Annotated in this window: 12 protein-coding genes; 8 read left to right on the forward strand and 4 right to left on the reverse strand. The window is 43.2% G+C overall.

Features of this window, described 5'->3' with window-relative positions; genetic code table 11:
- Positions 1-172 precede the first annotated feature (172 nt).
- The 8 genes from FQ084_RS07175 to purF all read left to right on the forward strand — a co-directional run bounded on the left by FQ084_RS07175 (position 173) and on the right by purF (position 8,277).
- Entirely contained in the window at positions 173-1,465 is a 1,293-nt protein-coding gene (locus FQ084_RS07175) for an NAD(P)H-dependent glycerol-3-phosphate dehydrogenase (RefSeq protein WP_149489946.1), read from the forward strand.
- 94 nt (positions 1,466-1,559) lie between these two features.
- Positions 1,560-2,018, forward strand: a complete 459-nt coding sequence (locus FQ084_RS07180; RefSeq protein WP_149489947.1) for a SixA phosphatase family protein — start codon at positions 1,560-1,562, stop codon at positions 2,016-2,018.
- A 128-nt stretch (positions 2,019-2,146) separates the two neighbouring features.
- Positions 2,147-3,460 (forward strand): type II secretion system protein GspL, encoded by a 1,314-nt coding sequence (gene gspL / locus FQ084_RS07185; RefSeq protein WP_149489948.1) that lies wholly within the window; start codon positions 2,147-2,149, stop codon positions 3,458-3,460.
- 2 nt (positions 3,461-3,462) lie between these two features.
- Positions 3,463-4,026, forward strand: a complete 564-nt coding sequence (gspM, locus tag FQ084_RS07190; protein ID WP_149489949.1) for a type II secretion system protein GspM — start codon at positions 3,463-3,465, stop codon at positions 4,024-4,026.
- A 211-nt stretch (positions 4,027-4,237) separates the two neighbouring features.
- A complete protein-coding gene (locus tag FQ084_RS07195) occupies positions 4,238-4,663 on the forward strand; it encodes a DUF4870 family protein (protein ID WP_188032922.1) in 426 nt (141 codons plus the stop codon).
- A gap of 222 nt (positions 4,664-4,885) precedes the next feature.
- Positions 4,886-5,920 carry a quinone-dependent dihydroorotate dehydrogenase gene (locus FQ084_RS07200; RefSeq protein ID WP_149489951.1) on the forward strand — a complete coding sequence of 345 codons (1,035 nt, stop codon included), beginning with the start codon at positions 4,886-4,888 and terminating at the stop codon, positions 5,918-5,920.
- Positions 5,921-6,000: 80 nt separating this feature from the next.
- Positions 6,001-6,498 carry a CvpA family protein gene (locus tag FQ084_RS07205; protein WP_149489952.1) on the forward strand — a complete coding sequence of 166 codons (498 nt, stop codon included), beginning with the start codon at positions 6,001-6,003 and terminating at the stop codon, positions 6,496-6,498.
- A 243-nt stretch (positions 6,499-6,741) separates the two neighbouring features.
- Positions 6,742-8,277: an amidophosphoribosyltransferase gene (gene purF, locus FQ084_RS07210; RefSeq protein ID WP_149489953.1), complete on the forward strand. Its 1,536-nt coding sequence runs from the start codon at positions 6,742-6,744 to the stop codon at positions 8,275-8,277.
- A gap of 117 nt (positions 8,278-8,394) precedes the next feature.
- Here the strand turns inward: purF and FQ084_RS07215 are convergent, their stop codons facing one another.
- The 4 genes from FQ084_RS07215 to secF all read right to left on the reverse strand — a co-directional run bounded on the left by FQ084_RS07215 (position 8,395) and on the right by secF (position 12,427).
- Positions 8,395-8,754, reverse strand: coding sequence for an AzlD domain-containing protein (locus FQ084_RS07215; protein WP_149489954.1), 360 nt, complete (start codon positions 8,752-8,754; stop codon positions 8,395-8,397).
- Positions 8,744-9,475: an AzlC family ABC transporter permease gene (locus FQ084_RS07220; protein WP_149489955.1), complete on the reverse strand. Its 732-nt coding sequence runs from the start codon at positions 9,473-9,475 to the stop codon at positions 8,744-8,746. Before FQ084_RS07220 ends, FQ084_RS07215 begins: the two co-directional genes overlap by 11 nt.
- 98 nt (positions 9,476-9,573) lie before the next feature.
- Positions 9,574-10,992, reverse strand: coding sequence for an MATE family efflux transporter (locus FQ084_RS07225; protein ID WP_149489956.1), 1,419 nt, complete (start codon positions 10,990-10,992; stop codon positions 9,574-9,576).
- Positions 10,993-11,164: 172 nt separating this feature from the next.
- A complete protein-coding gene (gene secF / locus FQ084_RS07230; RefSeq protein WP_149489957.1) occupies positions 11,165-12,427 on the reverse strand; it encodes a protein translocase subunit SecF in 1,263 nt (420 codons plus the stop codon).
- Positions 12,428-12,435: the final 8 nt, after the last annotated feature.

Here is a 12,435-nt window from a genome sequence, read left to right on the forward strand (position 1 = left end):
GTGATTGCGACAATAAAATGACTCACTAAAGAAAATAATGAGCAAATCAATCACGTTATTTGATTAAAATAGCGTTTTTATATCAATAATTGTTCAAACATGCCGTTAGTCTCACTGTATACTCAGCATAAATTCTATTCATAATTAAGTCAGTCAAAACGGATAAAAGAATATGACCAGCGCTAATGATAAAAATATAGAGGCAACTACAGATGACAGTCAAACAGACAATAAAGGGGCTGAAAAACAAAACAGTTTGCTATCCGGTATCATTGAGCGTGCCACCAAATCTGGGCTTGGACGTAAGAAATTAAATCCCAGCGCTGTTGAGTCTGCTGTGGCAAAAAATATGGCAGACATTCATAGTAATCCAACCAAGTTGCGACTGGTATTTTTAGGTGGCGGTAGTTTTGGTACGGCAATGGCAAACTTGGCTGCCCGCAATGGCTGTGATACCACGCTGTGGGTACGCAATAAGCGTACGGTTAAAGCCATGGCAAAGACGCAGACCAATAAAAAATACCTGCCCGGTTATAAGCTTGATGATCGCCTCAAATACAGCCACGACTTACAAGCTGCGGTCAAAGATACTGACATTATTTTCATTGCTGTTCCTGGCTTAGCCTTTCGAGAAACCCTTAAAAGTATCGCTCCTTTTATTAGCGGGCAATCTATCGTTTCTTTAACCAAAGGTATGGAGAAAGATACCTTTGCTTTAATGAGTGATATTATTAAAGATGAGCTGCCGGAAGTAAACTTTGGGGTAATGTCAGGACCAAACCTTGCCATCGAAATCATGAAGAACATGCCATCTGCTACGGTTATTGCTAGTAAGTCTGAGCCATTACGCCATGCGGTGCAGGCGGCGCTACATAGTGCTTTCTTTAGAGTGTTTGCCAGTGATGATGTTCGCGGCGTCGAGCTTGGCGGCGCGCTCAAAAATATTTATGCCATTGCGATGGGGATGGCAGCGGCTTATGAAGTGGGTGAAAACACCAAAGCCATGATACTGACCCGTGGCTTAGCAGAAATGAGTCGTTTTGGGGTTCATTCTGGTGCCAATCCGCTTACTTTTTTAGGTCTGTCTGGCGTGGGCGACCTATATGCCACCTGTAGCTCAGAGCTGAGTCGTAACTATCGTATTGGTAATATGCTCGGTCGCGGTATGACTATCGATGCTGCGGTCAAAAAACTGGGTCAAACCGCGGAAGGCGTGAATACCATTCAGCAGGTTCATGAAAAAGCCACTAAAGAAGGCATCTATATGCCGATTACTCATGCCCTGCATGCCGTCATTTATGAAGACAAAGCGGCACTTGGGGTTGCTTTACATCTTATGGAGGCGGGATTCCGTAGTGATGTTGAGTTTGTCATGGAGCATGACCATAGCAATGCTGCGCTAACGGCACAAATGCAAACGGCAAACAGCAACGCTAAAAATGAAAAAGTGGATGACGAGCGGTAATAAAGCGCTTAGCAAAGCGTGGTTGCATCAGTGTCAAAATAGCAATGGTGTTGAAATAACCAGGTAAAAAGCAACAAACAAGGTGGTTAAGATTATGAAAATTATCTTAGTGCGTCATGGTCAAGCAGAAGATGAAACGCGCCCAGACAGTGCGCGTCAGTTGACTGACTTTGGTCAGCAGCAAGCTGCGCAAACGGCAGAATATATTACAACCCATTATCAACCTGATTTTTTCGTTGTGAGTCCTTATAAGAGAGCGCAGCAGACACTGGCAGCACTACAGTTACGTGCACCTAACGTGCCATCACAAATACTAGATAATATAACGCCCTCTGACGATGCCCGTCAGGCTTTAATTGATATTGGCAATATTGAAGCAGAATGTCTGGTAGTAGTATGTCATATGTCTATTGTTGCCCACATCGCTGGTCTACTAACGGGTGATTACCCTGAGTCGTTTTCTCTCGCAGAAGCGCGTGTGTTTGAGATGGATTTTGTGATGACGGGTATGGCAACTGAGATGGATCGCTTTGTTCCAGATCAACCTTATTAATACAAACGCTCGTTAAACCATCTACATTCTTACTAGACCGGAGCTTCAATAAATGACAGCTTCAATAAATGACAGCTTCAATAGACAACAGCTTTAAACAACAGCTTCGATAATTAAGGACACATTTGGTGTTACATGTTTGGTTAAGAGCGCAGCACAGTCCATTAGCGGTCTGGCATGAAGATATAAAACAATGGCAATTGATTGACGGCTGGCAACAGCTGCATGACATCTATGGTAGCTATAAAACCAATAGCCAAAAATCTGTGTGTCTGTATTTTCCTTCAAGCCATGTCTTACAAATAACGTCTGAGCTGAATACTGTCCAGCTCAAACAATTGGGTATGAGCGGCAAGCAGTATTTATTTGAAGAAACCTCTCTGACGCCTGTTGAGCAGTTAACGATTCGGCAAATGACCGAGAATACTAGCCATCATCTATACGCCTTGGCACAAAGCGATATTGAATCATGGCAGCAAAGCGCGAAGCTGGTTGGTATGAATATCGTGGCCTTACTGCCTGATTTTCTATTATTGCCAACGCCAGAAGAGGGCGCAGGGCAGCAAATCATATTGTATCAAGATAAACACACCATGCTATTACGCCAATCCTTACATCAAGGCATGGCCGTAAGTTATCTGCCTTTGATCTTTGAGCGTTTTTCGCATTTAAGCGAAGTGCTGCTATTGCCAGCTATCGATAGTGCCTTTGATGACTCTAGTCACGCTTCTAATAATGATTTTTCTGAAGATTTTACTAATGAGCCAGCATTTGGTGATGGTATTGATTTAACAAAGCATGAAACTACCGCCAGCGCCTTTACTCAAACGGCGGCAATGATTGCCGAGCATCAATTATTATTGACCACGCTACCCGTTGTTCCTAAACCGCTTGAAATTCCTGAACGTCATGCGCTGAACTTTTTTATTAAATCGACCGATTCACAACTATCACCGTATCTGCGGGTGGCGATGATGGTCGCGCTGTCAGCATTGGTATTACAGATGGCGACTGATGGGGTGCAATGGTATCAGTATAAAGCGGCGACAGCGGCGACTAAAACTGAGATTGCCGCTCAGTATCAGTCTTGGTTTCCTAATGAGCCGCTTAGTGCGCGCACAAAGCTGCAAGTGCAATTGCAACCAAAACTGCGTAGTGACAGCCAAGCGCCTAACTCTCACATAGCCGTATTATCACGTATATCACCGTTGATTAAACAGTCGTCATTACGCGCACAAGCTCTAGTCATGCAGCCAACTGCGCTTAGCTTTACATTGATTGCACCAGACCGCGGTAGTCTTGATCAATTTACCAATACGCTAGTTTCTCAAGGCTTAAACGCCAAACTAGAACAAGTGAACGGCAATGAGCAAGGGCAGTTTAGTGGTCAAGTGACCGTTGACGTCGTAGAAAATAACAGCAGCATAAGCAATAAAGGGTAACCATGAAAAGATTACAGCGCCTCGCTAAACGCAGCACTATTGTGACTGACCCTAAAAGCAGTGCGTTATCAACGCGTATGAGTGGCTATCAAAGTATCTTGGCAACACGTTGGCAGACACTGTCTCCCCGCGACCAGTTAGCGTTGCTGTTATTATCGGCATTCTTGCTATTATTTGTCGGTGGCTATGGCGGCTATAGTGTCCATCAAGCAGCAAATGCGAGCAAAAATGAGTATCAAGAGCAGGTCGCTGATTATTTTTGGTTACGTGCCCAAGCTGGTAACATTGATAGCAATGCGTTAAATGCTGCTAGTACTGCAGATGGCGTAGATACCATGCCGCCGGCTAGTAGTATCAGTGCGCTATTAAATAATTCAGGGATTGCCGATGCGCAGGTCATTGCGGCTGGCGATGCGGTGCAACTGAGCTTTAAGCATCCAAGCCAAGCGGTAGTGAGCGGCGCACTGGGTAAGCTTGAGCAGCAAGGCTGGCAATTTACCCAACTATCGATGCAGCAAGATTTGGTCACCAAAGCGATTCAGGTACAGGCGACAGTAACCTCTTAAAAAACGACTTTTTGAGCAGTGATTTTTTAGATAGTGAAGTTTTAAGGAGCGACTTTCTCAACAACGATTGCTTAAGAGGTATGCTTAATAACCTTATGCCTAACAAAGGTTATGCTTAACCGCTTGTATATTTTAAAGTATGGCGCATTGAAAACCCGTTTATTTACCACAATAATATAGCTACAAACCACAGGATATAATGAGTAACAGTATGACAAACAATACGAATGACGGGATGAGTGATAATAAACAACGCTCCTTAACCACGTATAACCACATCACGTATTTACTATATGTGCTCAGCTATTTTACGGCTGGACTGCTGTGGATTGTGCCTATTTTTATGAATTATGCCAAACGCCGTGAGGCTGATAATACATGGCTTGCTACGCATTTTGATTGGCAGATTAAGACGTTCTGGTACAGTATTGTCTTGTTTGTCATTGGCGTGCTCATTATCACGTTTGCCTTAGGTGGTTTTGGCGTAAGCGTGTTGGCGGACAGTGGTAACATTGCCATTGGCTCGGTATTACTGGCCAGTTTGGGCTTTATTATCATGGGTTTTACTTTTATTTGGCATCTATACCGTATTGTACGCGGTTGGATTGCACTTACCGATGGACGCCCTGTCCCTTAATTTAGAAGATGGATGCGGATGAAACATACTTTCTGATATCAATTAACCCAGTAGGTTGGATGAGTCCGTTTGCAGCATTCACGATTGTTTATTCGTATGATATAGCGAAATTTGTCCTATGAAACTTTGGTCTTATTTCAGTTAAGCTGATATAATCGCTGCGCTTGACCTCATTCGTTTTTTTTATTCATTATTTCTTTTCAAGCAGGGTCTGTCATTACTATGTCTTATGCCTTACTTCGCCCTTTTTTATTCAATATGGACCCTGAACACGCTCATGAGCTGACGTTATCTTTATTAGATAAAGCTCATAAAGCGCGTGTGTTGGGCTTAGTATATGGTCAGTCGATGCAGCCAACCGACTGTATGGGCTTGCAGTTTGCTAATCCTGTTGGGCTTGCTGCCGGATTGGACAAAAACGGCGACTATATCGATGCGCTGGCAGAGTTGGGTTTTGGTTTTATCGAAGTCGGTACCGTCACGCCAAAGCCGCAAGCCGGTAATGAAAGACCGAGATTATTTAGAATTAAGCAAGCCGATGCTATTATTAACCGGATGGGCTTTAATAATGAAGGCGTTGATTACCTGATTGAAAATGTAAAACGCTGTAAATACAAAGGCAATATTGGCATTAATATCGGTAAAAATGCTGCGACACCGGTTGAAAATGCAGCTGATGATTATGTCTATTGCTTAGAGCGTGTCTATCCGCATGCGTCTTATATTACCGTGAATATTTCCTCACCGAATACCAAAAATTTGCGTGACTTACAAAGTGGTGAAGCGCTAACCCAATTATTAGACACCATTAAAAACCGCCACAATCAGTTGGCAACCGAATATGGTTTTTATGTGCCATTGGTACTAAAAGTTGCCCCTGATTTAGAGCCGTTACAAGTGGACTATATCTCCCAGCAACTGCTGGATTTTGAGATTGATGGTTTGATTGCCACCAATACAACTTTGAGCCGCGTGGGTGTCGAAGACTTGCCCGATGGTAACCAAGCAGGCGGTTTATCAGGTCGTCCTGTCAGCCACATTAGCACCCAGATTTTACAACAATTCTCCGATCAACTGGATGGTAAAGTAGCTTTGATTGGCGTTGGTGGTATCGATAGCGGTGCCAAAGCCGTTAAAAAAATCGAAGCAGGGGCAGATTTGGTGCAGCTCTATTCAGGGCTTATCTATAAGGGGCCTGGGCTGGTACAGTCTTGTGTTCAATCTATCGGTGGTTATTACGATGCCATGGAAGGTTAATCCTTTTAAAGACCTTTAAGATTCCAAAAATTTCACCTTTACTGAAATACCCGATATAAGATGCAAATGAGGCGATAAACATGAGTGGTTTGGACATTGTGATTGCTGTAGTTGTTTTGATTGGCTTATGGCGTGGTTTTCAGGTAGGTCTGATTAAAACGGCTGTCGGTTTGGTCGGTTGGTTTATCGCACTCATTGCTGCCACTCGATTGGCAGGCTCAGTTGCTCCGCAATTCTCAGGCATGGTAGAAAATCCCGTTTTGCAGATGGCGGTGGCTTTTTTAGTGATTGTGATTGCTATCTTAGCCATTATGCATTTGGTTGCGTTTGTATTCTCCGGAGTACTCAAAACCTTACGTCTTGGTGTCCTCGATAAAATGGCGGGCGGGGTCCTTGGGGCGGCAAAAAATGTATTAATGGTTTTAGTGGTTCTTAGCGTCAGTGCGCCATTATTGGTGCAAATGCCGCAATGGGAAACCTCGGTGCTCGCGCCTGAATTACTGCCTTATGCTCCCATGGGTAAAGAATTGGTCTCAGATATGTTTGGTTTGGCTTGGGATCAAGTCAATCAGTCATAAGCGTCATCAGTCATAAGTGTTCATAAAAAGCTATTCAATCCTCCTTAATATTCGTAAAATACACCTCTATTAATCATCAACAACTTGTCTTACGGATAATCGACCTTATCTATTATCCATAAGATGTTACGCTCAGAAAAATCGTCAGCTTGGCGGCAAATAGCAGGCAATATGTTAAACAACCTTGTCAGCAATGATGCCGTTATTGTGTTATCAATGTGTGGTACAAAATAGGATACAACTATGTGTGGAGTCGTTGGGGTCGCAGCTCATGAGCCAGTCAACCAAATTCTTTATGATGCCTTAACCATGTTGCAGCATCGCGGGCAAGATGCAGCAGGTATTGTGACTTTACAGGACGGGCGTCTTTATTTACGTAAAGAAAATGGTATGGTACGTGACGTTTTTATGAATCGTCATATGCTAAAGCTGGTGGGTAAGTTTGGTATCGGTCACGTCCGTTACCCAACCGCTGGTACCTCAAGTAGTGCCGAAGCACAGCCTTTTTATGTCAACTCGCCTTATGGTATTACGCTTGCACACAATGGTAATTTAACCAATGCTGAGAGCTTAGCAAAAACGCTTTATCAAGAAGATCGTCGACATCTAAATACTGACTCAGACTCTGAGGTTCTGCTCAATGTGTTGGCACATGAGATGCAGAGTATCGACAAAACCCATCCAACGCCTGCGGATATATTTGAGGCAGTAACAGCAGTTTATAGCCGTATTGAAGGTGCTTATGGGGTAGTCGCTTTAATTACCGGTAATGGTTTGCTAGCATTTCGCGATCCAAACGGTATTCGTCCGCTTATCTTTGGTAAGCGCATGGCGCCTAATGGCGGCACAGAATACATGGTAGCATCGGAATCAGTCGCTTTAACTGGTTCAGGTTTTAGTATTATTCGTGATGTAAAGCCTGGTGAAGCTATCTTTATTGACTTAGACCATAAGCTTCATACGCATCAGTGTGTCGAGCCAAAAGAATATACGCCTTGTATCTTTGAATATGTCTATTTTGCCCGTCCAGATTCTATTATGGATAATATCTCGGTTTATAAATCGCGCTTACGTATGGGCGAAAAATTAGCAGATAAAATCCTTGCTGAATGGGGCGAAAATCACGATATCGATGTGGTCATTCCTATTCCTGATACCTCGCGTACTTCAGCGATGGAATTGGCGCTAAAGATGAATATCAAGTACCGTGAAGGGTTTATGAAAAACCGCTATATCGGTCGTACCTTTATCATGCCAGGTCAGCAGCAACGTAAAAAATCAGTGCGTCAAAAGCTCAGTGCGGTGCCGCTTGAGTTTAAAGGTAAAAACGTACTATTGGTTGATGATTCAATCGTTCGCGGCACGACGTGTCATGAAATTATCCAAATGGCACGTGATGCTGGTGCCCGTAAAGTATTCTTTGCTAGTGCTGCGCCGCCGGTTAAATATCCAAACGTTTATGGTATCGATATGCCAGTGCGTAGCGAGCTTATCGCCTCAGGTCATAGTGTCGAGGAAGTGCGCGAGATTATCGGTGCTGACCGCTTGATTTTCCAAGATTTGGACGATTTGATTGAAGCCGTCAAAGATACTAAGCATAGCAAAGTCGAAGGTTTTGATTGTGCGGTGTTTAATGGTTGCTACATCACCGGACAAATCAACGAAGCCTATCTCGAGCACTTACAAGAGCAACGTAATGATACGGCCAAGACTGGTAAAAAAGGCGTGCAAATCGTTGCTGATACCCCAGTTGACATGATGGGTGTCGAAGAGCTTTAAGCACTTATAATTAGAACAGTTTTAAAAAGACTGATTTTAAAACGTAAAAGGCTGGATCTCGATGATTCCCGCCTTTTTTATTATCAAAAATAAATATGATGAAGAGTCAGGGTTTAATCAGCCTAAAAAGTGAGTGAATAACCATAAAAAGCCATTAATCGCGGCAATACCTACTATCATGCTCACCAGTAACTGACGACTAAGATGATAAATAAATAGTACCAATAGTAACGCCCCAATTTGCGCCATTAATAAATGCACTTCAGCACTATTTAATCCCGCATGTTCTGATAAACCTTGATAGGAAAGACTGGTTAAAATCAGTAATACCATGACAGAGAGCGGCAAGCTTTCATTTAAGCGATGCAGCCAAGGCGTATCCAGTAGCTTTTTGGGTATTAAAGCGGGTAGAGCACGGGTGATAAAGGTCACTGCGGCCATCGCTAAAGTCGCAAAAATTAGATAACTACTGGTCATGATTGCCTCCTTGTATACTGCGCTGCACCCAAAATCCACGTGCCAAAATCATCAGCATACAAATCGTAATCGCTACTAATAATAGCCAGTTGCTAGTAAACAATGAAGCAATCACTAAGGCAATCACAGCAATACCAATGGGGAAATAGCGTTTGATACTTTGAAACTGCTCATAAGCCAAAATGGCAAATAAACACACTAAAGCAAAATCCAAATGTGGCACTAAATCACTTAGCGCACTGCCGATGAAAACACCAATTGCACCTGCTAATACCCACCAGCCTTGATTGAATAAGCTTATGGGCACTATCAATGCCTGCCTCGATTCATTCGGCAAACTGGTCATCACCGAAAAAGTTTCGTCCGTTAAGGCAAATAAGCAATAGGTTTTGGCCAGTTTATTTTTTGGTAGATATTGTAATAACGGCATGCCATAAAAAACATGACGCAAATTAATCGCGGCAATATTGGTTGCGATATTACCGATCGGTAGGCCTGCGCTCAACATTGGTAAGCAGGCATATTGCGCCGCGCCTGCATACAAAACGATACTCAGCATAATAGTGGCCCACACAGGAATTCCAGCCACTTGTGCAAGCACGCCAAAAGCAATACCTGCTGGTAAATAACCCATGGCGACTGGCAAGCTTTTCTTAAAGCCTTCCGCCCAATCATAATTGTAGGCTTGATTTTGGTTTATCTCATTTGATTGAGTGTTCACGTGATATCCTAATTTTTTCTTACTTTAGTTTTTCGTTTATTGTCTATTTTCTAAAAACACATCATATAAACACCATTTTAGCTAAATGCTCTTAATAATCAGGCTTCAGGCTGCAATTTTTCATAACTGCCTGTTTGATGAGCGCGGAATAAAAATCCACCAAGAATAATTAATCTCAATAATAATAAGCACCAAACGCTAAGCCAGATTCCCGTCATATCCCATTGTTGATAAAGTAGCCAACTGAGTGGGAAGAAGATAACCGCCAATATAATTGCAGCATTACGAATCACATTACCGGCTGTTAAACCAAAAAATATCCCATCCAACCAATAAGCACCAACCCCAACAAGGGGAAGTAATACTGCATACAGGTGATAGTCATAAGCCAGTGCAAACACCGGCTCAATATTGGTCATCAATTGCAAATAAGTCGGCATGGCTAGCCACCATATTGCGCTTAGCATTATAGCGAGTCCGTAGCTGACAACGCCCGTGCGTTTAACGATAATACGAAAACGCGGCCAGTCACGTCGTCCAGCAGCTTGTCCACTTAAAGTCTCAGCTGATACTGCGACGCCATCGAGGGCAAAGGCGGAGATACTCAATACCTGTAATAAGATAGCGTTGGCGGCCAATATGATATCACCACTTTGGGCAGAAAGGCGCGTAATCCAAGCAAAGCTTATGGTTAAAATAAGCGTACGTATAAAGATGTCTTTATTTAATGAAAATAGCCTAAGCATTTTATCTTTGCTAAAGTGTTCTTTATTAGCGGTAAATAACGCGCGCCAAGAGATTTGTAGATGTCGACGACTAAGCCATAATGCCAATACCACGCCAAGCCAAAAGGCAATCGTCGTTCCTAACGCCACCCCAACCAAGCCCATTTGCATCACGTAAACAAAAAATAAAGTCAGAATAATATTAAGAATAGCGATAAAGACTTGTTGATAAAGCATATAGCGGGTCTTGCCTTGACCGGCAAACCAGCCAATAAATGCAAAATTCATCAGCTCAGCTATTACGCCCCAAAAACGCACGTCTAAGTAAGTCTTTGCCGCGCTGCCACTGTCAGGATTGGCTGAAAGTGCTTGTAGTCCCAAGTCAATCAGCCAAGGTTTCGCGACGAGCAAAACCGCACCAATTATAAAGGCCAGTAACAAAGCGCGTTGCAAAATTGATAGGAGCGGTGATTGTGTTAGATAAAATGAGTTTGATATCGCATGGCTAGAGGTGTCTTTATTAGCCAACTGACCCACTGCTTGCGCGGAAAGTCCAGAGGAAGCGTATTGCAAGAAGTTGAAGCTTACCAGTATTAAAGAGAGCAGTTGTATGGCTAATCCCATTCCAGCTAGCTTCGCGGTGTCATTCATATTACCGACAATTGCCGTATCAATAACGCTTTGTAGCGGCATTGCAAGATTGGCTAATAATACTGGCAACGCGATCGCGATGATGCGTGCATAGCGAGTATCAATCGGTGGCATAACACTTGGCGGCAGGGTAGATGACATAAAACAGTCGCTTATATAAATCGGTAGAACAGCTTGCCAACCGCTTATTAGAGAACATAATATTAATGGAAACAGTATAAATATAAAAGCACCTAAGGTTTAGGTGCTTTTATCGTATAACGCTTACTGGCCTAATAACTAAAGGGTTCAGTTATTACCTTTGATATAAGCGTTAGTCTTGCTCAAACATTTTTGGATCATTGAAGGTAACGATTTCTTCTTCAAACTCAGGTTTTACTTTAACGATAAAGTCATCACGTGATAAACCCATTCTTAAAGGAATAGAGCTTGCGATATAAGTCGATGAATAGGTACCTGCTAGTAAGCCGATAAAGAGCGCCACTGAGAACCAGTATAGACCATCACCGCCTAAGAATAGCATTGCGAGGACAACCAGCAGTACCGTTGAGATAGTCATAATAGTACGGCGCAGTGTCTCTGTTAATGATAAATCAATCGTTTGACGAGGCGTGATACCACGCACACGGCGGAAGTTTTCACGGATACGGTCATAGACAACAATCGTATCGTTCAATGAATAACCAATCAATGCCAAAATAGCGGCCAAGACCGTTAAGTCAAAAGGGAAGCCGAATAACGCAAAGACCCCGATGGTTACAATAGCATCGTGGAATAGGGATATTACCGCACCAAGAGCGAGTTTGAATTGGAAACGTAGGGCCACATAACCAAGCATACAGGCCAATGCCAACACCAGTGACATGACAGAGTTTAGGTAAACTTCGTTACCTACTTGACTACCAATAATATTAACATTACTGATTTCAACATTATTATTAGGCAGTGCCAATGCTTTGCTCAGACTGGCGTTAAGCCCATCGACGTTATCAGATTGGGGTGGTAAGCGTATTAGTAACTCTTGACGCGTTCCTAAATACTGTACGACAGCATCATCAAAGCCATTATCAGCCAAAGCTTTGACCACGTCGACTTGCTCAGCAGGCTGCTCGTAACGCACATCGGCTGAAACCCCGCCGGTGAAATCAAGACCTAGGTTTAGACCATTGACTGCAATTGCGATAATACTACCAATGACCAGAAGCAGCGATAGAATTGCCATTGGCTTTTCTATCTTCATAAAAGGAATGATACGCTGATCGCCAATGGCTTTAATACCGCCTTCAGCATAGGCCGCTGCATCGTCAGCAGCATCTCCTAAATCAGCTGATACTAACTTACTATCAGTCGCATCAGATGCTTGAGTAGTAAGTGCTTGACTGCCTTTATCCGCGGTTTTTCCACTATGGCGAGCCTTACTACCTGAGGTTTTGGTAGTGGCATGATTAGTTTGGCTATTGCTACCCTTACCATCACGGCGCGGTTTCTTACGGCGACGCGTACTAGCTTCGCTATTTGAGCCATTCGGTTCAGGATTGTTCTGTTGTTCTAAAGGGTTGTTATTATCGATGGCCATAGTTTTCT

The sequence above is a fragment of the Psychrobacter sp. ANT_WB68 genome (assembly GCF_008369115.1).
GTDB lineage: Bacteria > Pseudomonadota > Gammaproteobacteria > Pseudomonadales > Moraxellaceae > Psychrobacter.